This is a genomic window from Nitrospina sp. 32_T5 (assembly GCF_052156635.1).
Lineage (GTDB): Bacteria > Nitrospinota > Nitrospinia > Nitrospinales > Nitrospinaceae > Nitrospina.
The window spans coordinates 271,867-293,268 of the sequence record NZ_JBQKUO010000002.1 but is presented as its reverse complement, the minus strand read 5'-3'; the positions used below and the strand labels follow the sequence as shown (position 1 = coordinate 293,268).

General features: G+C 57.0%; 24 protein-coding genes. 8 read left to right on the top strand and 16 right to left on the bottom strand.

Annotation, left to right across the window (positions count from 1 at the left end; translation table 11 throughout):
* Window positions 1-48: 48 nt before the first annotated feature.
* Window positions 49-807 (bottom strand): 5'/3'-nucleotidase SurE, encoded by a 759-nt coding sequence (gene surE, locus ACTRW9_RS06205; protein WP_442428687.1) that lies wholly within the window; start codon window positions 805-807, stop codon window positions 49-51.
* Between the two features lie 78 nt (window positions 808-885).
* A complete protein-coding gene (locus ACTRW9_RS06200; protein ID WP_442427026.1) occupies window positions 886-1,473 on the bottom strand; it encodes a peroxiredoxin in 588 nt (195 codons plus the stop codon).
* A 236-nt stretch (window positions 1,474-1,709) separates the two neighbouring features.
* Between ACTRW9_RS06200 and ACTRW9_RS06195 the strand changes: the two genes are divergently transcribed.
* Window positions 1,710-2,639 (top strand): cation diffusion facilitator family transporter, encoded by a 930-nt coding sequence (locus ACTRW9_RS06195; RefSeq protein ID WP_442428686.1) that lies wholly within the window; start codon window positions 1,710-1,712, stop codon window positions 2,637-2,639.
* A 10-nt stretch (window positions 2,640-2,649) separates the two neighbouring features.
* On the top strand, window positions 2,650-3,414 hold the full coding sequence (locus ACTRW9_RS06190; RefSeq protein ID WP_442428685.1) for an MBL fold metallo-hydrolase: 765 nt from the start codon (window positions 2,650-2,652) through the stop codon (window positions 3,412-3,414).
* Here ACTRW9_RS06190 and ACTRW9_RS06185 read toward each other — a convergent pair whose 3' ends face one another.
* Entirely contained in the window at window positions 3,415-3,702 is a 288-nt protein-coding gene (locus ACTRW9_RS06185) for a hypothetical protein (protein WP_005011599.1), read from the bottom strand.
* Window positions 3,703-3,856: 154 nt separating this feature from the next.
* Between ACTRW9_RS06185 and bioD the strand changes: the two genes are divergently transcribed.
* From bioD to ACTRW9_RS06170, 3 genes are read left to right on the top strand one after another with little or no spacing between them, the layout of a single operon-like run.
* On the top strand, window positions 3,857-4,573 hold the full coding sequence (bioD, locus tag ACTRW9_RS06180; protein ID WP_442428684.1) for a dethiobiotin synthase: 717 nt from the start codon (window positions 3,857-3,859) through the stop codon (window positions 4,571-4,573).
* Window positions 4,566-5,588, top strand: a complete 1,023-nt coding sequence (locus ACTRW9_RS06175) for an NAD-dependent epimerase/dehydratase family protein (protein ID WP_442428683.1) — start codon at window positions 4,566-4,568, stop codon at window positions 5,586-5,588. The genes bioD and ACTRW9_RS06175 overlap by 8 nt, the downstream gene beginning before the upstream one ends.
* Before the next feature lie 21 nt (window positions 5,589-5,609).
* On the top strand, window positions 5,610-7,265 hold the full coding sequence (locus ACTRW9_RS06170) for a formate--tetrahydrofolate ligase (protein WP_442428682.1): 1,656 nt from the start codon (window positions 5,610-5,612) through the stop codon (window positions 7,263-7,265).
* Window positions 7,266-7,287: 22 nt separating this feature from the next.
* On the opposite strand, the gene ACTRW9_RS06165 is transcribed toward ACTRW9_RS06170, so the two are convergent.
* Genes ACTRW9_RS06165 through thiO form a run of 3 tightly spaced genes read right to left on the bottom strand, consistent with a single transcriptional unit; the run spans window position 7,288 to window position 10,153 of the window.
* Window positions 7,288-7,656, bottom strand: coding sequence for a 6-pyruvoyl trahydropterin synthase family protein (locus ACTRW9_RS06165; protein WP_442428681.1), 369 nt, complete (start codon window positions 7,654-7,656; stop codon window positions 7,288-7,290).
* Window positions 7,657-9,030, bottom strand: coding sequence for an adenosylmethionine--8-amino-7-oxononanoate transaminase (gene bioA, locus ACTRW9_RS06160; protein ID WP_442428680.1), 1,374 nt, complete (start codon window positions 9,028-9,030; stop codon window positions 7,657-7,659).
* A gap of 16 nt (window positions 9,031-9,046) precedes the next feature.
* Complete coding sequence (thiO, locus tag ACTRW9_RS06155; protein WP_442428679.1) at window positions 9,047-10,153, bottom strand: glycine oxidase ThiO; 1,107 nt, start codon at window positions 10,151-10,153, stop codon at window positions 9,047-9,049.
* A 261-nt stretch (window positions 10,154-10,414) separates the two neighbouring features.
* Between thiO and ACTRW9_RS06150 the strand changes: the two genes are divergently transcribed.
* Complete coding sequence (locus tag ACTRW9_RS06150; protein ID WP_442428678.1) at window positions 10,415-11,050, top strand: L-2-amino-thiazoline-4-carboxylic acid hydrolase; 636 nt, start codon at window positions 10,415-10,417, stop codon at window positions 11,048-11,050.
* Window positions 11,051-11,095: 45 nt separating this feature from the next.
* Here the strand turns inward: ACTRW9_RS06150 and ACTRW9_RS06145 are convergent, their stop codons facing one another.
* The 6 genes from ACTRW9_RS06145 to era all read right to left on the bottom strand — a co-directional run bounded on the left by ACTRW9_RS06145 (window position 11,096) and on the right by era (window position 16,638).
* Window positions 11,096-11,722, bottom strand: coding sequence for an FMN-binding protein (locus tag ACTRW9_RS06145; RefSeq protein WP_442428677.1), 627 nt, complete (start codon window positions 11,720-11,722; stop codon window positions 11,096-11,098).
* A 41-nt stretch (window positions 11,723-11,763) separates the two neighbouring features.
* Window positions 11,764-12,336, bottom strand: a complete 573-nt coding sequence (locus ACTRW9_RS06140) for an FMN-binding protein (protein WP_442427037.1) — start codon at window positions 12,334-12,336, stop codon at window positions 11,764-11,766.
* A gap of 101 nt (window positions 12,337-12,437) precedes the next feature.
* Complete coding sequence (locus ACTRW9_RS06135) at window positions 12,438-13,766, bottom strand: hypothetical protein (protein ID WP_442428676.1); 1,329 nt, start codon at window positions 13,764-13,766, stop codon at window positions 12,438-12,440.
* A 711-nt stretch (window positions 13,767-14,477) separates the two neighbouring features.
* Complete coding sequence (bfr, locus tag ACTRW9_RS06130; protein ID WP_442427039.1) at window positions 14,478-14,954, bottom strand: bacterioferritin; 477 nt, start codon at window positions 14,952-14,954, stop codon at window positions 14,478-14,480.
* A 24-nt stretch (window positions 14,955-14,978) separates the two neighbouring features.
* Window positions 14,979-15,740 (bottom strand): type I methionyl aminopeptidase, encoded by a 762-nt coding sequence (gene map, locus ACTRW9_RS06125; protein WP_442428675.1) that lies wholly within the window; start codon window positions 15,738-15,740, stop codon window positions 14,979-14,981.
* On the bottom strand, window positions 15,727-16,638 hold the full coding sequence (era, locus tag ACTRW9_RS06120) for a GTPase Era (RefSeq protein WP_442427258.1): 912 nt from the start codon (window positions 16,636-16,638) through the stop codon (window positions 15,727-15,729). Before era ends, map begins: the two co-directional genes overlap by 14 nt.
* Window positions 16,639-16,726: 88 nt before the next feature.
* Here era and hemW point away from each other — a divergent pair, with 88 nt between their 5' ends.
* Together hemW and mazG are read left to right on the top strand one after the other, a co-directional pair.
* Window positions 16,727-17,863, top strand: a complete 1,137-nt coding sequence (gene hemW, locus ACTRW9_RS06115; protein ID WP_442428674.1) for a radical SAM family heme chaperone HemW — start codon at window positions 16,727-16,729, stop codon at window positions 17,861-17,863.
* Window positions 17,860-18,678, top strand: a complete 819-nt coding sequence (gene mazG, locus ACTRW9_RS06110) for a nucleoside triphosphate pyrophosphohydrolase (protein WP_442428673.1) — start codon at window positions 17,860-17,862, stop codon at window positions 18,676-18,678. The genes hemW and mazG overlap by 4 nt, the downstream gene beginning before the upstream one ends.
* A 28-nt stretch (window positions 18,679-18,706) precedes the next feature.
* On the opposite strand, the gene ACTRW9_RS06105 is transcribed toward mazG, so the two are convergent.
* The 4 genes from ACTRW9_RS06105 to ACTRW9_RS06090 form a co-directional block, all read right to left on the bottom strand.
* Window positions 18,707-19,075 (bottom strand): hypothetical protein, encoded by a 369-nt coding sequence (locus tag ACTRW9_RS06105; RefSeq protein ID WP_442427043.1) that lies wholly within the window; start codon window positions 19,073-19,075, stop codon window positions 18,707-18,709.
* A 99-nt stretch (window positions 19,076-19,174) separates the two neighbouring features.
* Window positions 19,175-19,756: a hypothetical protein gene (locus ACTRW9_RS06100; protein WP_442428672.1), complete on the bottom strand. Its 582-nt coding sequence runs from the start codon at window positions 19,754-19,756 to the stop codon at window positions 19,175-19,177.
* 30 nt (window positions 19,757-19,786) lie between these two features.
* Window positions 19,787-20,107 carry a TfoX/Sxy family protein gene (locus ACTRW9_RS06095; protein ID WP_442428671.1) on the bottom strand — a complete coding sequence of 107 codons (321 nt, stop codon included), beginning with the start codon at window positions 20,105-20,107 and terminating at the stop codon, window positions 19,787-19,789.
* A gap of 150 nt (window positions 20,108-20,257) precedes the next feature.
* Complete coding sequence (locus ACTRW9_RS06090) at window positions 20,258-21,394, bottom strand: glycosyltransferase (RefSeq protein WP_442428670.1); 1,137 nt, start codon at window positions 21,392-21,394, stop codon at window positions 20,258-20,260.
* Window positions 21,395-21,402: the final 8 nt, after the last annotated feature.

Genomic DNA, 21,402 nt, shown 5'->3' with positions numbered 1-21,402 from the left:
TTCAGGGATTGTCCCTGAACCCGTTTTTTTTGTTCCCCGTTTGAAAGCTCAAAACTCCAACTTCCATTCTTTGATGCGGTCCAGCGCGTCGTGCCGCGTCAGGTCAAAATGGATGGGCGTGACGCTGATGTAGTTCTCCCGCACCATCTCGCAGTCCGTACCCGGCTCCACTTCCATGAAGGTCATCTCCCCGGCCAGCCAGTAATAGATGTTGTTCCGCGGGTCCACGCGCTTGTCGAATTTCTCGATGACGCGGGACTTGCCCTGACGCGTCACCGCCACGCCTTTGATCTCGTCACGCGGCACGGCGGGGATGTTGACATTGAGCGACACCCCTTCCGGCAGTCCGTGCTCCAGCACCCGCGGGTAAAGGTTGCGGATGAACTCCGTCGCCACGCTGAAATCGCGGCTCTCCCACGAATCCAGAGACACCGCAATGGCGGGCAGGCCCATCGTTGCCGCCTCCGTTGCCGCCGACACGGTGCCGGAGTAAATGATGCTGGTTCCCATGTTGCCGCCGTGGTTGACCCCGGAGATGACCATCTCCGGCGGCTCGTCCAGCAGCTCCGTCACCGCGATCTTCACACAGTCCGCCGGGGTGCCGCTGACGGCATACCCGATGAGACCGTGTTCCTGGGTTTTCACCGGAAGCGCTTTAAGCGGATTGGCCAGGGTGATGGCATGGCCGACGGCACTCTGCTCGCTTTCCGGAGCAACGATGATCACGTCTTCCAGCGGCTTGAGGGCCTTCCACACGGACTGGATGCCGGCGGCGTAAAACCCGTCGTCATTTGTCAGGACAATCATAGGCAAAAAAACAGGCGGAGCCCGCAGGTTCCGCCTGTCTGTTCTTGAAAAACTTTCAGCAGGGAATAGGTTTGGGAATCAACCGTGTTTCTGGAAATATTCCTGCGACTCCTGGGGGCCGGGTTTCATGGCGTCCTTGCCCTGATTCCAGTTCGCAGGGCACACTTCGCCGTGCTGTTCATGATGTTGAAGCGCGTCGAGCATGCGAATGGCCTCGTCGATGTTGCGGCCGAGAGGCAGGTTGTTGATGAGCTGGTGCTGCACCACCCCGTCCTTGTCGATCAGAAACAGCCCGCGGAACGCGATACCGTCTTCGGTGAGGACGTCAAAGGAGGCGCTGATGTTTTTATCCAGATCCGCGACGAGCGGGTAGTCGATACTTCCGAGACCGCCTTTTTTGCGGTCCGTGTTACGCCATGCAAGGTGGGAAAACTGGCTGTCGATGGAGACGCCCAGCACTTCCGCATCGCGTTTTTTGAATTCGCCGATCTTGTCGCTGAAAGCAATGATTTCCGTCGGGCACACAAAGGTGAAGTCCAGCGGGTAGAAAAAGAGGATCACATATTTCCCACGGTAGTCCGAGAGTTTGATCTCTTTGAAGCTCCCATCCGGCATGACGGCCTGAGCGGTGAAATCGGGGGCTTGCTTTGCAACTAATGTCGCCATGTTTAACTCCTCTTTCTATAAATGTTAAATTCAAAGGGCTTTAATGTAGCACAAATGATCCTGTGTCTTCAATTGAAGGCATTGGCGGGCCGGGCTTTTCCAGGAACACAAACTGCGGTATTTCAGTGCCCTGGGGACCTCCTTGACAGGTATTCCGGCTCAACCTAAAATGAGAAAGCTCTTATAAATCTGGATTCTATCTGATTTTCCGGAATGGGTGTCGTCGGCTGGATTAGATGCCCCAACCCCACCAAAGTTTCAAAAATATGAAAGCCGCCCTGGTCCAAAACAAATTGAAGCTGGCTATCTTCCTGACCTCCCTCGTCATGGTGGCGGAGGCGGTGGGCGGAATCCTGGCGCACAGCCTGTCGCTTCTGGGCGACGCCGCCCACATGCTGACCGACGTTTTTTCCCTCAGCCTGAGCTGGTTCGCCCTCAAAATTGCCGACAAACCGGTCACCGCCACCAAAACCTACGGCTACCACCGGATGGAGATCTTCGCCGCGCTCATAAATGGTATCTTGTTGTTTGTAATGGCACTTTGGATTCTATGGGAAGCCATGGAACGATTCCAGTCGCCCGTTCCGGTGCACACGCCGACAGTCATGGTAGTGGCCTTGCTGGGCCTTGTCACGAATCTGTGCGTCATGTATTTTCTCAAAGACTCCGTGGGCCACGGTCATCACCACGACCTCAACCTGAAAGGTGCGTTTTATCACGTCATCGGCGACACCCTCGCCTCGGTGGCCGTGCTCCTGGGCGGTGTGGTGATGTGGTACACTCAATGGTACGTGCTGGACGTGGTCATCGCCGCTCTCATCTCCTTAATACTCATGTGGGGCGCACGGTCGATCATCGCAGACTCCTTCCACATCCTTCTGGAGGGGGTGCCGCGCGGCATCTCGCTGAAAGAGGTCGAACGGGAACTCACCGCCATCCCGGCGGTGGAAGACATCCACGAACTGCACGTGTGGTGCATCTGTTCAAATATATACGCGCTCAGCACGCACGCACTGGTGAACAACAGCAAGGTCTCCCAGGTGGACGACACTTTGAAGGAAATAAAGGCGTTGTTGAAGGACCGCTTCAACATCACCCATTCGACCATCCAGTTCGAGTTCAGCCCGTGCAGTGTGTCGGACGCGTTGTGTGACATGAAACACTGAACGGCCTGATATGAAACTCGTCTTTCTCGGAACGGGCACCTCCACCGGCGTGCCCACCATCTGCTGTCCCTGCGACGTCTGCCGCTCCGACGATCCACGCAACAAACGCCTGCGTGCCTCGGTCATGGTGCAGAACAACGGCTTCAACCTGTTGATCGACACCTCCACGGACCTGCGCCAGCAGTGCCTCAACCACGACATCGACCGTATTCACGCCGTGCTCTACACCCACCACCACGCCGATCACGTGCACGGCATCGACGAACTGCGGGTCTTCAACTTTTTTCATAAAACCGTCATCCCCTGTTACGGCAATGCCATGACGCTCGAGGCGATCCAGCGCAACTTCAATTACATTTTCAACGGCCACAAGCCAATGGGCGGTGGCATCCCGCAACTCGACCCGATCGTCATCGAATCCAACCCGTTCGAGCTGGGGGGTCTCAACGTCCTGCCGGTGGACATCACTCACGGCAACATGACCATCCTCGGCTACCGCATCAACGACGTCGCCTACGTCACCGACTGCTCCGGCATCCCGGAGGAAAGCGTGGAAAAACTGAAGGGGCTGGACGTGCTCGTTTTGAACGCACTCGGATTCGAGCCGCACCCGACGCATTTCTGCCTCGACGACGCGCTCAAGGCCATCGACATGCTGAAACCGAAACGCGCCATCCTGACGCACATCAATCACAAATTCGATCACGAATCGGTGAACAAAGAACTGCCGGAGAATGTGGAACTGGCTTTCGACCGGATGGAAGTGGAGGCGTGATCAGTCGAGGTCGAAATCGCGGAGGGGTTTGGAGCTGTCCTTGTCCACGTGCTTCTGCGCTTCCTTGAATTTCTCGTCGAGCAGGCGGGAGCGGTCCTTTTCGATTTCATTCTGCTTCTTGAACAGGCTTTCGGCTTCCTTGCGGTGACGGTCGAGGTCCTTCACCATGTCAGACAGGTTGCCGACCGGCTTTTTCTTCTCTTCCTTCCACACCACCTGCCCGGTTTTCTGGTCCACCTGCAGTTTGGCTTCACAACAGGGGCAGAGGATTTCAAGTTTGTCGCTCATAAATCGCCTTCAAGATTCAGTTAAACAACTCCAATGTTTTAAATTATATCAGAGAGCCGGGGCACTGAAAAGGGAGCCCCCCGGCTAAATTCACGTTGGCAAGCAACGCCACCTTGCCTACAATGAACGCGTTTGTTCACGGAGACCCCTTTTCATGGCCGCAAACGGATACTTCATCACCGCCACCGACACCGGGATCGGCAAAACCGTGGTCACAGCGGCGCTGTTGACCCTGTTCCGCCAGCACGGACAGAACGCGGGGTTCATCAAACCCATCGAGACGGGGGTGGACACACATTGCAGTTCCGCCGCCAACTCCGACGCCAAATTCCTCCTGGAATGTTCCGGCCTCAACGAGCCGCTGGAAGCCATCTGTCCGCTGATCCTCAAAACCCCCGCCGCGCCGTACCAGGCGGCGGAAGTCGAGAACAGGGAAATCGATCCCGCGGCCATCGAGGACGCCTGCCGCGCCCTGGCCTCGCGTTACCATCCTTTGCTGGTCGAAGGCGTTGGCGGTCTGCGGGTGCCCATCACTCCTGACTATCATGTGATCGATCTCATCGCCGCGCTTGGCTTTCCGGTCATCCTCGTTTCCGGGTTCCAACTGGGCACGCTCAACCACACCCTGCTCAGCCTCGACGCCCTCCACGCCCGCGGCATCCCGGTCAAAGGCGTGATTTTCAGCGATCGCAAGGAGGACGGGCTGACCGATGTCGAAGCCCTGCAACCCGCGCTCATCTCGCACCTGTCAAAGGTCCCCGTTCTCGGCCGCCTGCCCTTCATCGACGACCTGTCCACCGACAGCTTCACCCCGGAAGTGTGCGCTCACCTGGAACAGATGATCAACCTGCCCGCGCTCCTCGATGGCTGACAAGGACAGGACCGAAGTCCCCGATCTCTACGGCGCGCGCGTGCTGGTGACGGGAGCCGGCGGATTCATCGGTTCCCACCTGGTGGACGCGCTTCTTCAACAAAACATCACGGTTCATGCGCTGGTACGGAACCCCAAACGCGCAAAGTGGCTGGATACAACCAAAATCGATCTGCATACCGGAGACCTCCTGCAACCGGCCACCTACCGCGATCTGCTGAAACAGGTGGACGTCGTTCTCCACTGCGGCGGCACGGTGCGGGCTCGAAAACCGTCCGACTTCAACCGCAACAACGTCACCGCCTGCAACAGCCTGTACGAAACCTGCCTCGAACACGGCAGGCACCTGAAGTCCATCGTGCACCTGAGCAGCATCGCCGCCTCGGGTCCGTCCCCCGTGGATGCGCCCATCGACGAGACCGCGTCGTGCCGGCCGCACTCGGACTACGGCCATTCCAAGCTGGCAGGGGAAGTGATTGCCCTCACCTTCTCGCGTTTCCTGCCGATCACCATTCTGCGTCCTCCCGTCGTGTATGGCGAACGTGACCGCAACCTGCTCGACTACATCAAGCTCATCAGCAAAGGCTGGAACGTGCATATCGGGAGGAAACCGAAAATCCTGTCCCTCATCTACATCGAAGACCTCACCCGCGCCATCCTGCACGCCGCGGCCCGTCCTCCGGAAAGCGAGCGGGTGCTGTTCGTCACCGACGGCGAGTGTTATTCGTGGGACCGGGTGGCCGAGGCGGTGATGGAAATACTGAACGTACGCGCACGCCGCATCGTTCTGTCGCAGACCGCGCTCACGGCACTGGCGTTTCTGTCGGAAACGTTTTCAAAGTTCAGCAAGGAGCCGCCGCTTTTGGACCGGCAGCGTGTCCGCGACATCGACCAGGGCGCGTGGACGGCATCGCCCAAACGTTTTTTTGCCACGTACAGATTTCAACCGCGTTATGATTTGAAGGAGGGCCTCAGCCGCACCATCGACTGGTACCGGCAACACCGCTGGCTGTAATCTTTTAATAGAGGAGACGCCATGCCATCCGATTCCACCACCCCCAATCTGCAACCCATCATCGAAATCGCCGGGAAGCTGGGTCTGGCGGAAACCGACCTCGTCCCCTACGGCCAAACCAAGGCCAAGGTGCGGCTGAACTTGCTGGAAAAATATCCACCGAAGGGCAAACTGATCCTCGTCTCCGCCATCACCCCCACCGCCGCGGGCGAAGGCAAGACCACCACCACCATCGGACTCGGCCAGGGACTGGCAAAACTGGGCCAGCGCGTGTGCCTCGCATTGCGTGAGCCTTCACTGGGGCCGTGCCTCGGCATGAAAGGCGGCGCGACCGGGGGTGGACAAAGCCAGGTGCACCCGGCGGACGAGATCAACCTCCACTTCACCGGCGACTTCCACGCCGTCACCGCCGCCAACAACCTGCTCTCGGCGCTCCTCGACAACCGCATCTATCACGAAGGCATGAGCCAGATCGATCCCCGGCGCATCCAGTGGCGGCGAGTGATGGACATGAACGACCGCGCCCTGCGTAACATCGTGCTGGGACTGGGGGGCGTCCTGCAGGGAGTGCCACGGGAAGGCGGGTTCGATATCACCGCCGCATCCGAAATCATGGCCATCCTCTGCCTCGCAGAAAACTTCGATGACCTCAAAAAACGCCTGGCACGCATCCTGGTCGCCTTCACCCACGACGACGAACCCGTCACCGCCGACTCGCTCCACGCCACCGGAGCAATGACGGCACTCCTCAAAGACGCACTCATGCCCAACCTGGTGCAATCGACCGAAGGCGTGCCCGCGTTCATCCACGGCGGTCCGTTCGCCAACATCGCGCACGGCTGCAACTCCGTGATCGCCACAAAAATGGCGATGGGTCTCGCCGACTGGGCGGTGACCGAAGCGGGATTCGGATTCGATCTCGGCGCGGAAAAGTTTTTCGATATCAAATGCGTGAGCGCGGGGCTCGATACCGCCGCCGTGGTGCTGGTCGCCACCTGCCGGGCTCTCAAAATGCATGGCGGCGCGAAAAAAGACGAACTCACCTCCCCCGATCCCGAACGGCTGGCGAAAGGGCTGGTCAACCTCGACCGTCACGTCGAGAACATCAAGCGCTTCCGCGAACCGCCCATCGTCTGCCTCAACCGCTTCGACACCGACACCGACGCCGAAATCCAGATCGTACGTGAGCATTGCGAGAACAAACTCAAAGTGCCTTTCGCGGTGAGCGATCATTTCACGAACGGAGGTGACGGGGCGGTGGAGCTGGCGCGGACGGTCATGAAACACGCGGAAAAAGTACCCGACCCGTTTCATCCGCTTTACGACTGGGCGGAAGACATTCCGACGAAAATCTGGAAGGTGGCGCACGGCATGTACGGCGCCGAGAAAATCGAGTACAGCAGAAAGGCCGAGCGTGACCTGAAGACCCTGGAGAAATGGGGTTACGATAAACTGCCGGTGTGCATCGCCAAAACGCAGTCATCGCTTTCCGACGATCCCAAACTGTACGGGCGGCCTTTGGGATTCACCGTGACGGTCCGGGAGATTTTACTGTCGGCGGGAGCGGGATTCGTCATCCCGGTGACGGGCGAGATCATGCGCATGCCCGGCCTGCCAAAGAATCCGCAGGCCCAGAACTTCGACGTCGTCGATGGCCACATTGAAGGGATAAAGTAAAGGAGAGGACCCACCTGCCGCGTCACTCAAAATAAGCGGCGCCGCTTTCGGGGGTTTCGTACACTTCCACGCGCTTGACGCGGGCGTGCTGTTTGTCGATGGACCCTTCCAGCTGCTTGAACAGCCAGCGCGCAATGTTCTCAGCCGACGGGTTCTGCTTGTCAAACGGTGGCACTTCGTTGATGTTGTGGTAATCCAGCTTTGAGAGAAAATCGTCCACCATTTTCTTGAGTTCGACGAAGTCGATGCCGACCCCGATCTCGTCGAGTTCCTCCGCCTCGACGGTAACACTCGCCGTCCAGTTGTGGCCGTGCAGGTTTTCGTATTTACCGTCGTAGCCGCGCAACTGGTGCGCCGCGGAGAACCGGGTGGTGACATAGACTTCGTACATTCAGACCTCGCTCAACACGTCGTGGATGCAGTCGCGCGCCGTGGTCATCATCGACCGGATGGTATCGGGATCGATCACCAGCGGCGGAATGAAGTAAACCACGTTGCCCAGGGGACGCAGGAACAGTCCGCGTTCCAGCGCCTTTTTATAGATCCGGTAGCCCACCCTCTGCGTGACGGGAAATTCCGCCAGCGTGTCGCGGTCACGCACCAGCTCGACCGCACCGATGAGTCCCGTCTGCCGGAACTCTCCGCACCATTTCAGTTCCTTCAACATCTCCCCGCACTCTTTCATTGTTGTGATGCGTGTTTTGAGCGCGTCCCAGAAGCCGTCTTCCGCAAACAGTTCGAACGTGGCGTTGGCGGCAGCGCAGGCCAGCGGGTTGGCACTGTAGCTGTGGCTGTGAATGAACAGCTTGAAGGTATCGTAATCGCCGTAAAACGCCTGGTAGATGCGGTCCTCGGTGAGCGTCGCCGCGAGCGGCAGGTAACCGGAGGTGATGCCCTTCGACAGGCACAGGAACGTCGGCTTGTGGCGCAGCTGTTCCGAGACAAACAAACCGCCGGTGCGGCCGAATCCGACGGCGACCTCGTCGTAAATCGTGTGAACGCGCAAAGTCTCGCAGGTGGTTTGCAGTTTTTCGAGGTACACCGGCGGGTACATCTTCATCCCGGCCGCTCCCTGCACGAGAGGTTCGACAATGACAGCGGCGATATTCTGATGTTCTTCCACAAGCGCCTTTTCCATCGGCTCAAAACATTCGGCCTTGCAGGTGTCGCGAGTGAGGCCATAAGGACAGCGCAGGCAGTCGGGTCCTTCCACCTTCAGGTTGTCCATGAGCACCGGTTCGAATTTATCGCGGAACAGGTCGATGCCGGAGACCGACAGCGCCCCCAGCGTCTCCCCGTGGTACCCACCTTTCAAATAAACGAACCGCTTTTTCCCGGGTTTGCCTGTCTGCGCCCAGAACTGCAGGCTCATCTTGAGCGCGATCTCGATTGAGGTGGAACCGTTGTCCGAAAAGAAAACCTTGGAGAGGTTCGGCGACGACCACTCCACCAGCTTGTGCGCGAGGTCCACCGCCGGCTGGTGCGTGATGCCGGCGAACATGACGTGCGCCATCTTCTGCAATTGATCGGTGATGGCTGTGTTGATATGCGGGTGGTTGTGGCCGAACAGGTTCACCCACCACGACGAAATGCAGTCCAGATAGCCGTTGCCTTCCCGGTCGTACAGGTGCAGGCCTTCGGCGCGGTCGATCAGCAGGGGTGGATCCGATTCGTGGTCCTTCATCTGCGTGCACGGGTGCCAGATGTAATGGAAATCGCGTATCAGGTCTTCGTCGCGCGGGGGCGCGCTTTTAGGGAGTTTCATGACGTCCGGTTTGTGTTCACATTTCGTAACGAGCCGGGTCGAACTCGGCAACCAACTCCGGAGCATCGCCGGTCACAATCCCGGCCATGTAGTCGGCCTGGTTGGGCGTCTGCAAAATGCCGTTGCGGAAATGTCCCGTTGAATAATACAGGTTGTGAAACTTGCTGCTCACTCCCATGACGGGCATGCGGTCTTCTGCCGCAGGACGCAGCCCCGCCCACGTTTCGATGAGTGGTGCATCCTGGATGGCAGGCAGGATGGCGGCCGCGCGGTCGATGATGGCCTGGATGACGTCGTCCTGGATCAGGCTGTCGAACCCTTTGTCCTCCATCGTCGAACCCAGCACGAATCCATTGCCCTGGCGCCACGGTGCAATGTAAGTGCACATGCCGTGGATGGTATAGGCGAGTGTCATGTCTTCCACATCGACGCGGCACATCTGGCCTTTGATGGGACGCACCGGCATGGAGACACCGAGCACCGTCCCCAGCTGTTGGGACCAGCTTCCCGCCGCCAGAACGAACCGTTTTCCTTCCACCTCACCCGTATCCGTCACCGCGGCGAACAACGTCGAACCGTCGCGGCGGAATCCGGTGACGCTGGCGTTCTCCACCCTGACGCCCAGTTTCGCCGAGGCCGCAACCAGTGCGTCGTGCAGTTGGCGGTTGTTGATCTGCGCCTCGCCGACCCAGATGCAGGCGCCGACATCCGGCGACAGGTGCGGCAGTTTTTTCCGCACCTCGGCCGGGGACCACACAGTGTGCGGCACGTTTTCCGATTTGAAGAACTGCAGACGCTCGTCCCACTGGTCGCCGATCGATTTCTCCGGCATGATCGATCCCGCGTCGGACAGAAATACGTCTTTCCCGCTCACCGAGGAAACCTCTTCGATGAAACGCGGATATTTGTCGAGCGATTCGCGGCAGAATTGGAAGAAGCGGTTGGCCTCCCGGCATTCACAGAAGGGGGCCAGCATCCCCGCAGCGGCACGGGAAGCCGCAAGAGAATGCATGGGGTCGCCCAGCACCGCGATGCTCCAGTCCGGGCGGGCCTGCTTGGTTTTAAAGGCGATGCTGTGGCCGATGACCCCGGCCCCGACGATCACCACATCGTACTGCGGCACTGCGTGAATCCTCGCTCCATTAGCGGGTGGCTTAAAGCTTCATTGTATACGACTTTCCCGCACCAGACCACACAAAGCCCGGATTTTACACGCCTCCGGCCGTTGGCCGGGCCGGGCCGCCACCCCGAGTTTCCTTGAACTGCGAGCATGGTATGTGGTACTTTTTTACCTGTCCGAGTCTCAAATTCAGGCGATTCCCGAACTTCGGAATACTTGGAATGCCTGAACCGAATTCATGCAACGCAACCTGAAGGATGGACCATGTCCGAGAATCCCGAACAGACCGAAACCCAGACCAACGCTTCTGAACGCATTGAACCGATGCTGGCGCACCTGAAGGTAGGTGGCCAGAATATCGATTTCGACCGCATACGGGCGCATTTCAACCAGATGTGGGAGTTCGAAAGCGGGGACACCCTGTCGGAAGAAGAGCAGTACCTGGCCACCATCGGGCTGTTCATCTACACCTGCCACAACGCGCTGGACGACTACAGCATCAACGTCATTCGGGCTCGGGAGTACATCGCGGATGCGCTGAGGGCGTGGCTGGCTCCGGAAACGGACAAACAGGTGGCGGAGGAGAAGGCCTCGGACAACCCCTTCAAGACCTTTGTGGAGAAGGAACAGCCGCGGGTGGAGGATTACTTCAGCTGGCGGCATTTCCTGATGGAAGTCAAAAAGGCGAGCGACAAGGAGTTCCAGTTCAAGAGTAAGTCCTGCTGGTTCCACAGTCTGTTCATCCGGCTGGGGCGTCCGGACTACATCGAGACCGCCTGCAACTTCGACCGCATTCCGGCCGAGGCCCGAACGGATTACGTGAACCTGAAACTCAACAACACCTTCGCCAAACTGGGCACCTTCTGCCAGTTCCGCTACACCCCCTCTGAGGGAGAATGATCGTCCCCCAATCCATCCGGTTGAGTGCGGGAGCCCGCGGGTACCTCAGCCCAGGATGCCTTCCACCTTGTCGATGAAGATCACTTTATAGGCGGCAACGGCCTTTTTCACCCCCCGCGTCATGGACCGCACAGACAACGTGGCGCCGGTGATGTTGTTGATATCGTTGAAGGGGTTTTGGGAGTCCCTGCCGAAGAACTGGCTCATGAAGGGCTCGAACCGCACCTCCCACCCGTGCGGCTCGCGATAGACCATGATTTCGACATCCCGCACCGTTCCATCCGGATTGATGACCACCATGAACGTGATGGGATAGGAACGGCCGATCTCGTTTCCCACCACCATGTAGCCCAGGGGCTCTTTTTTATCGTCCAGCCCGATATACCAGGTGAGGCGGCGTTCGTCGTAATCTTCTTCCAGGATGTTGGAGATGGCTTCGCGCTGGGCTTCGCTCAACCAGACTTTTTTCTTTTTGACGAAGCGGGTGTTGGGGAACGCGAGCTTCAGCGCTTCCATCTTGGTCAGGTAGACGGTCTCCACGTATTCTTCTTCCCCGAACACCACAAGGGTGGGTAGAAGAATGAAGGAAACGATCAAAAGTAAAAATACAAACCCGCCCAACCCGGACCAGCGGCCCGGATGGACGGGTTTGTAACCCGGTTCAGATTGCATAGGTGGCTATTATATAAACAACAACCTGAATTTGTCCAAACTCATTTTACCTTGTCCAGAAACAGGATCTGGTAGATGGCGGAGGCCTTTTTTACCCCGGCCGTAACAACGCGGACGGATACCGTAGCCCCGGTGACAGCGTTGGGGATGTAATCGGCTCCGATCTTTTTCCCGAAAAACTGCTTCAGCCAGGAGTCGTACTGCACGTTCCAGACGCGAGCCCCCTCATATTGCAGGACCTCCACATCCTTCACCGTACCATCCTGGTTCAAAACCGTCACATAGCTGATGGGCCAGGAGCGGTTTTTAACCGAATCAAAAATGGCGTAGCCCATAGGGGTGCTGCCCTGCATACCCACGTACACGTTGACACGGTCTTCGGATACGTTTTGCTGGGCAAGTTTGGAAATCGCTTTCCGCTGGGCTGTGCTCAGCCAGATTTTTTTCTTGATGACTTTGCTGACGCCGGGAAACAGGTGCTTGAGCGCATCCTCCTTGTTGCTGACATTCAAAGCATGGGCAGGCAATGCGGTCATCCCGATCCATACAGCCAGCATGATCAACGCCAGGCCCCCATAAAGCGGGTTGGGTTTCTTCGCGTTCAATTTATTCATTTGCGATCCTCTTTTTTTAACACCTATATTAACAGATTTAGACTGTATCCGGTCGGCTGAACAGCCGGTTTCCTCCTCCCAGTCCGACCGGTAAAGTTCGATTAGAAGAACATGTACGCCATACCCAGGTTGAACTCCTGGCTGCTGGTACCATTACCCCGGTCCTGATTGGTGTAATCCAGCTTGATCGCCACGTTCGGCGTCGGGAACCAGGCAAAACCACCCGTGAACACATCGAGTTCCTGAGCCGGGTCGGCCGCAGCACCCGCAGGCATTTCGTTCTGGTTGTCGATGCGCTCGTACATGCCGTGCAGAACCAGATCGTGCGAAGTAGCCACCTTCATCAACTGGAACAGGTGAATACCCGCCTGCACGTTCCATGCAAAGAGGTTCGAGGCGACGAAGGTGCCGGTCGAGTTTGCAGGGGCACCCAGGTTCGCCTGGTTGTGGGCATTGATCTGTGCCGCGTTGTTGATGTGAGTGTGAACCACGGTGGCGTTCATCTCAAACCAGCGTTTGCGGAACTTGATGTCACCTTCCAACAGGGTGACCCGGGCTCCCGCATCAATGAAATTCTGTGACGTGTCGCCTGTGTAGAACGAACCTGCCAACTGGAATCCCGGAAACAGGTTGGGCAATTCAAAGCGGCCCACCACGGCCAGGTCGGAAGCGATCATGTTGTTGGGTTGCAAACGACCACCGCGGATGCCGCTGGAGGAAAACTGACCCGCTGCCCCGCCAGCACCGACACCGGACCCCGTATCACTGGAATTGATGCGGATGGCCTGCAGGGAATTGACCACGTAAACGCGATAGTTCATGCCGCCCAGAAAGTTTCCGAAGGTACCGAACACACCACCACCGGTGCCGTTCCAGGTCGTGGGGATCGCCCGGTTTTGCAGAAGCGGGCGTTCGACGGTCCAGAAGAAGACCGGCTCGTGGAATTCGTTCAGGAAGCCGACAGGCATCAGGACCGTACCCGCACGGATATTGAATTTCGGATCCAGCAGGAAGTCGAGGTAACCCATCTCGAATTCCAACTGCTGAGCCGCGTGCTCGTAGTCGATTTCCGCGTTCAGGAAGATCCAGTCGTTGAACTTGGCGTTGATGCCGATGACGAACCGGTGCGCGTCGAAATTGTTGCGGCGTTCATCCGAAGGAAACCGCAGGTGGGTTTCCCCGTAACCGGTTACGTTGACGTTGCGGCGGAAGGTGCTGACATCATCGCGCAGGCCGTCGATTTCCTCCGCCATCAATTCAACCTGCTTCTCCAAAGCTTCCAGGCTGGCGCCCTCTTCCTCAATGATGATGAGTTCGCCTCCCTTGCCGATTTCTTCCTCCTCAATGATCAAACCACCAGGCTGAGCCCAGGCGGTGGTCCCGCCCAGAAACATGCCCAGACACACTAACGTTGCAAGTGTTTTTTTCATTACCTCCTCCAGATTTTTTTGTCGCGCCCGTATGGGAAAACCCAATCCTTAAAGGGCGAATGAACTACAAAAAAATGTCGGCACCCGATCCCTGACGGGAAGCCGACACCTACCTTGGCAACTTACCTTTGAATCAGAACGTAACTGAATTTCAATTAAGGCAATCTCAAAAGCTTACGGATGGCATCCTTTGCCTTGCGTACCTTGATCACACGATCCTGAGAATCGATCTGAACCGCGGCTCCTCCACCGCAACGACCCATGCACCGTGAACTTCGGACCGACCCCATGGCTTCGGGATGTTCACGATAATGGCACCGCAGAGTTCGCAACACACTTTTCGATCCCCAGGCTTTACAGCCTGGTCCCTGGCAAACCGTGATGGATGTGTCGTGGCCATTCATGAATAGGGATGCCTCCAAAAATCAAAGATTCTGAGATTCATTATCATTCATATAAAGCCATTAATACCGAAATTGAGAATCATTGTCAATGGGGGTTCACGAAATTTTTACAGATTAAACAAAACTACTTTATTTACAATTACTTATTGACATCCTGTGGTTCAAAGCAATTCCTGTTTTCAGTATTCTCATGGCTTCCCAATTGAAAATGAAATCCGGAATCAAATGGTTTGAGGTGGGACAAAAAAAAGCCGCCCGGTCAAAACCGGGCGGCCTGGAATTCGGGGGAGAGTCCGTGTGAGGAGGGTTATTCTTCGGTCTTCATGTGCTCTGTCAGATAATTCTGAATCCCAATGTCCTGGATACGCGAGAACTGGGTCTCAAGCCAGTCACAGCTTTCCTCTGAATCCTTCAGGATCCCATCGAGAAGTTCCTTGGTGACAAAGTCGTTTTTGTCGAGGCACAGCCGAATGTGCTTTTTCAGTTTTTCAACGTGTTTCTTTTCGTAGGCGTATTCGCTTTTCAACTGCTCCTGGCAATTTTTGCCGACGGGGATTTCTTCGTACCGGGCCATGTTGGGAGCGCCTTCCAGAAACAGGATGCGTTCGATGAGCTGGTTTGCGTGCTTCATCTCCTCCATCGACTCCTCCCGGCTGTGCGCGGCCAGTTTTTCGTACCCCCAGTTTTCCTGCATCTTGTAATGCAGATAGTAAATATTGATAGCAGTCAATTCCCCGGTCAAAATATCATTGAGCGCGTCGATGATTTTTTTATCACCTTTCATGAATCGCTCCTCCAAATAGAACGTTTAAAATGAGGTTCCTTCTGTTCGAGTCAGCACTTCTGCCCCATCGGCCGTAACAAGGATGGTGTGTTCGAACTGCGCAGACAGGGAACCGTCCAGAGTGATGGCGGTCCAGTTGTCATCGAGAATCCGCAGCTCCCGTCCACCCATGTTGACCATGGGTTCGATGGTGAATGTCATTCCCTGCCTCAACTCCATACCCTGTCCGAACTGGCCGAAGTGAAGCACCTGGGGTTCATCGTGGAATTTGGCTCCAATGCCGTGCCCGCAGAACTCCCGCACCACGGAATATCCCTTCTTTTCCACAAACTGTTGGATGGTGGCTCCGATGTCGCCCAGATGGGCTCCCGGCCGCACCACGTCGATGGCCTTGTGCAGGGCGATCTTGGTGGCCTCGGTGAGCTTCTGCGCGTTCTTGCGCGGCGACCCCACGAAAAACGTCTTGTTGGTGTCGCCGTGGTATCCGTCCACGATGGTGGTGACATCCAGATTGACAATGTCTCCGTTTCGCAGCTTGCGGTCGGAGGGGATACCGTGACACACCTCGTCGTTCACCGAAGTGCATATGCTTTTGGGAAACCCCCGGTAGTTCAGGGGAGCAGGAATAGCCCCTTTCTTGATGATGTAGTCGTGACAGATGTCATTGAGCTCGTTGGTCGTCACGCCCGGTTTGATGTACGACTCAATCATCACAAGGACCTCCGCCGCCAGCCGGCCGGTCACCCGCATCTTTTCGATTTCTTCATCGGTTTTAATGGAAACCATGCTTGTACCCAAACTCCTTAAGGTCACGAACGTTGTCGCGCCATCGCTCTTTCACTTTAACATACAGGTTGAGGAATACCTTGTTGCCGAACCGCCGCTCGATCTCTTCGCGTGACCAGGTGCCGATCTTCTTGAGCAGTTTTCCACCTCCACCGATGACTATCTTCTTTTGAGATGCTTTTTCCACAAAAATGGTTGCATCGATCACCAACATACCACGTTTTCCTTCACGCAAACCATCCACCATCACCGCAACGGAGTAAGGAATTTCCATTGCGGTGAGCTTGAACACTTTTTCGCGAATGATTTCCATTATCAGGAATTCTTCCGGTGCGTCGGTGATCATGTCATCAGGAAAATAGCGCGGTCCTTCGGGAAGGTGTTTGAGAATCACCTGCTCCAGCAGGTCCAGCCCGTCATCCTTCAATGCCGAAATGGGCACGGTTTCGACAAACGTCTCGCGTGCATTGATTTCGCCGGTCAATTCGAGAATACGCGCCTTGGGGATCAGGTCGATCTTGTTGATCACCAGGATTTTCGGTGTGCGCGTCTGCTTCAGGGATTCCAGCACAAACACATCGTCCTCCCCGCACCCGTGGCGGGCGTCGATCATGAACAGGATCAGGTCCACATCGCCGTAGGTGCTGAGCGAGGTTTTCACCATCTCCTCATTCAGCTTGCTCGCCCCCTGGTGGATACCCGGCGTGTCCATGAGGATGATCTGCCCTCCATTCAGGTGGCAGACCCCGGTGATCCGGTTGCGCGTGGTCTGGGGGCGGCGTGACATGGCCGCCAGTTTTTCGCGGACCAAGCGGTTGAGCAACGTCGATTTGCCGACGTTGGGCTTGCCGATCAGGCTGGCATATCCGGATTTGAATCCTGTGTCGTGGGTTGTGATGTTGTGGGCACTCCCTAAAAATGCGGGCTATACGCCGAAAATGTTAGATTGTATTATAGGTGAAACCAGAAACCAAGTGGTTAACGCAATGGACCCGATCGGCCTTTACATCCACATCCCCTACTGCCTGCACAAGTGCGGCTACTGCGATTTCAATTCGCATCCGGAGAACGCCTCCGAACGGGAGCGGTACGTTCCGGCATTGATCGAAGAAATCCGCCATTTCGCCCCCCGGCTGAAAGACCGCCGGGTGGAGACGATCTTTTTCGGGGGCGGCACCCCCACCACGCTTCCGGCGGGAGACCAGATCCGCATCCTCAAAGCCTGCAGGCGGTATTTCGACGTAGCCGGCGACGCGGAGATCACCACCGAGGCCAACCCGTCCACCGTCGAGACGGAAAACCTGAAATGCCTCCGCGCCGCGGGTATCAACCGCCTGAGCGTCGGCGTGCAGTCGTTCGACGCGGACGAACTGAAAACCCTCGACCGCGTGCACAGCGTTGAGGAAATCCACCAGACGGTCGAGCGCGCCCGCCGAGCGGGTTTCGACAACCTGTCGCTCGACCTCATGTTCGCCCTGCCAGGCCAGTCGAAAGAACGCTGGCAGGACAACCTGGAACAGGCCATCGCCAAAAACCCGGAACACCTCTCCGCCTACAACCTGACCATCGAACCGGGCACGGCTTTTCACAAACTGCATGAAGCGGGAACACTCACCCTGCCTTCAGAAGATTTTCAACTGGAGTTGTACCAGTACAGCATCGAGCGGCTGGGGGAAGCCGGCTACGAGCATTACGAGATTTCCAATTTCGCAAAACCCGGTTACGAAAGCCGGCACAACACGCTCTACTGGGAAAACGGCGACTACCTCGGACTCGGCGCCGGGGCGTCGTCTTACCTCGACGGCGTGCGCTGCAAAAACTTCAACACGCCGGCGCATTACATCGACCGCGTTCAAACCGACGGCCACGCGGTACAGACCCGGGAACGCCTCGACGCCCGGCAGGCCATGGGCGAAACCCTGATGCTGGGCCTGCGTATGAAACGCGGGGTGCACATCCCGAAATTCGAACAGCGGTTCCAGGTGCCTTTCGAGAAGGTGTTCGGCTCCGTCGTCGAACGCCTGCGCGAACAGGAACTGGTGTCCGTGCACGGCGACCGCCTGGCCCTGTCCACGCGCGGGTTGTACCTGGCCGACTCGGTCATCCTCGAATTCATCGAATGAACCAAACCAACATCAACAAGGAAGACAACATGAACGAAAACGCCGCACAAGCGTTCGGAGAGCTGGTCGCCATTGTGGATCGCCTCATGGGGGAAAACGGGTGTCCGTGGGACCGGGTGCAGACGCGCGAGTCGCTCAAACCCTACCTCGTCGAGGAAACCTACGAGGCGCTGGAAGCACTCGACCACAACGATCCGGAAAAAATCAAGGACGAGCTGGGCGACCTGCTCTACCAGATTTTATTCCACGCCAAAATCTCCGAACTGCAAAAGGAGTTCGACATCCGGGACGTGGTCAACACCATCGCCGACAAGATGGTGCGGCGGCACCCGCACGTGTTCAAGGAAGGTGAATTGCACACGCCCGACCAGGTGGTGGACCAGTGGGAACAGATCAAGAAAACCGAGAAAGCCAATCAAGGGCGTTCCTCGGCTCTGGATGGCGTGCCGTTGCATTTACCCGGACTCAAACGGGCGCAGAAGTTACAGAAGAAAGCCGCGAAGCAGGGTTTCGACTGGGACAAGATTGACGAGGTGTTCGCCAAGCTGGACGAGGAGATCGCCGAGTTCAAGGAAGCGGTGCGGGACGGCGACGAGGCGCACGTGGAAAGCGAGCTGGGCGATATCTTATTCGTGCTGGCCAACGTGGCGCGGTTTCAGAAGCTGGATGCGGAGGAAGCCCTTCGCCAGACCAACAACAAATTCGTAAAACGCTTTAATTATATTGAAGAACAGGTGGCAAAACAGGGCAAGACGCTCAAGGACACCCCGCTTGAAGAGATGGAACGCTACTGGCAGGAAGCGAAAAGCAAATAAGCCGTTTCACTCTCCTCCCCTTCCCTCCTTAAAGATGCTCACCCATCAGGATGAACGGCGCCATGGCTCCGGCGATGTGCCACAGCGAACAGGCGACGATCCATGCCAGGTGGCAGAACATGGGAAGCGCATGCGGTGCGCGATTGGCGGTGTCGCCGGCGCGGTGCACACCCCAGGCGACGTTTCCGATCAGTGACACGATGCCGAGGATCGGCCACAGCATCACCGTCGCTTCGTTGGCAAACACCACCGTGATGCGCGGCCAGTATGTGACCGGCGCAATGGCCTCCAGGTGCTGGTTGAGCAAAGCGAGCCCGGAGATCACCATCACGTTGTACCCCGCAGTGACGATCAGCAACAGCACATAAGCCCAGCAGTTACCGGGAGTGAGTTTCATAAACACCTCTCTAGTAAACGTTCACAGGAACTTCGCCGGCCCCGCTTGTCGGTCCTTGTCCTTCCAGGGCGAAAACGCAGCGGCGCCCCTTTCCCTGTGTCAACCACAACTGTCCTTGTCGCCAAAAAGCTCCGGACGGTCCGTCCAGCCGACGGTTCCACCGGCGTTTTTCATTTGAACCCACCACACGCTTTCCTCGGCCTTTTGCAACTGTCCCCAGCAGTCCTCGCGCGGGGTTTTGCACAGGGGATCATCCTCCGCCAGGTTCAGGAGAAAAATGAATTCTTCCTCACCGACTTTCCCCTGATGCCAATATTTGAAAAAACCTTCGCCAACATAATGAAGGATGTAAATCGTATCGCCTCTTTTGAACTGTTTGAAAGGAACCACCACTTTCAGAATACCAGGCGTCGCGTGAACCTCTCCGGTGATGGCGTCGACGCGTTCTCCCTCCTCAACCCTTCCAATCACCTTGCCGTTGGGCGAATCTTTCAGGTCCACGGGTTCCACCGCACGCCAGCGGCCATAGCTGCAGCACTCGAAAGGGCAGATGTTCTTGGAAATATAAAACTCAGGCGGGCTGTCCGCCGATTCCGCTTCCCCGTAAAAGCCAGGGATCACCACACCGATCCAAAGAACCAGGATGAGTGCGCTCCTCCACCATTTAGATGTCCAATTCATAAAAAAGTCTCCATATTCAAGCGCATCCCCTCACTTTTTGGAGTCGTCCACGGCCACAGCCTGCCTCGCCCACTGGACCAGCGTGTCAGCGTTTTCCAGAACCTCTGTAGGAACTTCGTAATAATTTTTGAGGGTCTGGCCCGGCCTCGGCTGGAACGGTCGCATCCCCTGCCCCACATATTGGGACACGGTTTTCCCATCGGTTTTGAAGTACAGCACGTTGTTGTAAATGATGGCGAAAAAAACGTCATCGGCGTAGAGCCCGTGACCGCCGAACATGGCACGGCAGCGCACTGGTCCCATCCCTTCAAGCTGCTCCAGTACAAAGTCGGTGAAAGAAGAATCTGTCATATTTATATTGGGATAAATGGGGAACAACCCGGCCCTCAGAAAACCGCCGCTAACAGACTGTTTCCATCATAACGCCAAATGGACGGAGCTTGTTTATTATTCAACTCACGGAAAGCCTGGGGGTTCCAGAGCAAGGGAAAATACGACCATTCAGGTAGGAGAAGCGTAGCGCCGCCCCCGCCACATGGATTGTTTTTTGAACAGCACGTGGATCATGGAATTGACGAGGATGCCGCACACCACAATGCCACCCAGCGGGAAAATCCATATACACCACCCGGAAAGGCCGAGTTCCTCGCACAGGCTGACTTCGGTGAACAGCACCATGAGCAGCGTAACGGTGGAAACCGCCTGCACCCACGCCGCGGCATCGACCGCTGCATTGACGACAGCCAGAACCCACGGTGTCAGAGTGAAGCCGAGGATCATCGTGACGTAAAAAAACGTTTTCGGGATCGACTGCTTGAAGGCAAGGAACACATTCTTGCGCCAGCCTTCCCAGATTTCCCGGAGCGAATGGTACATGCGAATGGAGAAAAGCTGTTTGCCGTCGGCAGCCAGCATGCGGGCTCCGTTCTGCTTGGCCACGCGGGCGAGACTGATGTCTTCCAAAATGCGGGCGCGCACGGATTCATGTCCCCCCATCCTGCGGTACAGATCGCGGGTGATCAGGAGAAACGCGCCGAAACCCATGGCGTGGGGGTCGTTGGGATCGGCGATTTTCCGAAAGCGGCTCAATCCCGCGATCAGACCGAAGATCACGGGCTGCACGGCCCGCTCCCAGAACGAACCGAAGAGCGCACGCGGCATGAGGGTCAACAGATCCAGCCGACGCAACTGCATGAAGTGCACCGCCGAGGCCAGCGCGTGCGGCTCGAAAACAGGGTCGGCGTCGGTGAACAGCAACAGCTTGCCCCTGGCCACCTGGCTGGCCTGGTGAAGGGCGAATGGCTTTCCGTACCAGCCCTCTGGCAAAGGGGCGCTCTGGATGCTTTTAAGGCGCGGATTTTTTTCCTGTAACGCGCGGATGATTTCGGACGTCCGGTCGGTGGAGTGGTCATCGACCACAATGACTTCAAACTCAGGGTAATCCTGTTGGAGGAGGGACGTCAGGCAGGCTTCGATGTCGCGTTCTTCGTTGCGAGCGGGGACGCAGATAGAGACCAACGGCATGCTGGGCAGGGGTGGCGCGGCCGGGCGCACCCGGACCAGCGACAGCAGGTTGGATCCGAAATACACCACAACGATCACAACCAATATTATTTGCAAAACCGTGAGCCATGCCATCTGCTACA

Bases quoted from the DNA above. Each gene is read 5' to 3' on its own strand.
- surE (WP_442428687.1), bottom strand. From the start codon at position 807: ATGATTGTCCTGACAAATGACGACGGGTTTTACGCCGCCGGCATCCAG.
- ACTRW9_RS06200 (WP_442427026.1), bottom strand. From the start codon at position 1,473: ATGGCGACATTAGTTGCAAAGCAAGCCCCCGATTTCACCGCTCAGGCC.
- ACTRW9_RS06195 (WP_442428686.1), top strand. From the start codon at position 1,710: ATGCCCCAACCCCACCAAAGTTTCAAAAATATGAAAGCCGCCCTGGTC.
- ACTRW9_RS06190 (WP_442428685.1), top strand. From the start codon at position 2,650: ATGAAACTCGTCTTTCTCGGAACGGGCACCTCCACCGGCGTGCCCACC.
- ACTRW9_RS06185 (WP_005011599.1), bottom strand. From the start codon at position 3,702: ATGAGCGACAAACTTGAAATCCTCTGCCCCTGTTGTGAAGCCAAACTG.
- bioD (WP_442428684.1), top strand. From the start codon at position 3,857: ATGGCCGCAAACGGATACTTCATCACCGCCACCGACACCGGGATCGGC.
- ACTRW9_RS06175 (WP_442428683.1), top strand. From the start codon at position 4,566: ATGGCTGACAAGGACAGGACCGAAGTCCCCGATCTCTACGGCGCGCGC.
- ACTRW9_RS06170 (WP_442428682.1), top strand. From the start codon at position 5,610: ATGCCATCCGATTCCACCACCCCCAATCTGCAACCCATCATCGAAATC.
- ACTRW9_RS06165 (WP_442428681.1), bottom strand. From the start codon at position 7,656: ATGTACGAAGTCTATGTCACCACCCGGTTCTCCGCGGCGCACCAGTTG.
- bioA (WP_442428680.1), bottom strand. From the start codon at position 9,030: ATGAAACTCCCTAAAAGCGCGCCCCCGCGCGACGAAGACCTGATACGC.
- ACTRW9_RS06150 (WP_442428678.1), top strand. From the start codon at position 10,415: ATGTCCGAGAATCCCGAACAGACCGAAACCCAGACCAACGCTTCTGAA.
- ACTRW9_RS06145 (WP_442428677.1), bottom strand. From the start codon at position 11,722: ATGCAATCTGAACCGGGTTACAAACCCGTCCATCCGGGCCGCTGGTCC.
- ACTRW9_RS06140 (WP_442427037.1), bottom strand. From the start codon at position 12,336: ATGAATAAATTGAACGCGAAGAAACCCAACCCGCTTTATGGGGGCCTG.
- ACTRW9_RS06135 (WP_442428676.1), bottom strand. From the start codon at position 13,766: ATGAAAAAAACACTTGCAACGTTAGTGTGTCTGGGCATGTTTCTGGGC.
- bfr (WP_442427039.1), bottom strand. From the start codon at position 14,954: ATGAAAGGTGATAAAAAAATCATCGACGCGCTCAATGATATTTTGACC.
- map (WP_442428675.1), bottom strand. From the start codon at position 15,740: ATGGTTTCCATTAAAACCGATGAAGAAATCGAAAAGATGCGGGTGACC.
- hemW (WP_442428674.1), top strand. From the start codon at position 16,727: ATGGACCCGATCGGCCTTTACATCCACATCCCCTACTGCCTGCACAAG.
- mazG (WP_442428673.1), top strand. From the start codon at position 17,860: ATGAACCAAACCAACATCAACAAGGAAGACAACATGAACGAAAACGCC.
- ACTRW9_RS06105 (WP_442427043.1), bottom strand. From the start codon at position 19,075: ATGAAACTCACTCCCGGTAACTGCTGGGCTTATGTGCTGTTGCTGATC.
- ACTRW9_RS06100 (WP_442428672.1), bottom strand. From the start codon at position 19,756: ATGAATTGGACATCTAAATGGTGGAGGAGCGCACTCATCCTGGTTCTT.
- ACTRW9_RS06095 (WP_442428671.1), bottom strand. From the start codon at position 20,107: ATGACAGATTCTTCTTTCACCGACTTTGTACTGGAGCAGCTTGAAGGG.
- ACTRW9_RS06090 (WP_442428670.1), bottom strand. From the start codon at position 21,394: ATGGCATGGCTCACGGTTTTGCAAATAATATTGGTTGTGATCGTTGTG.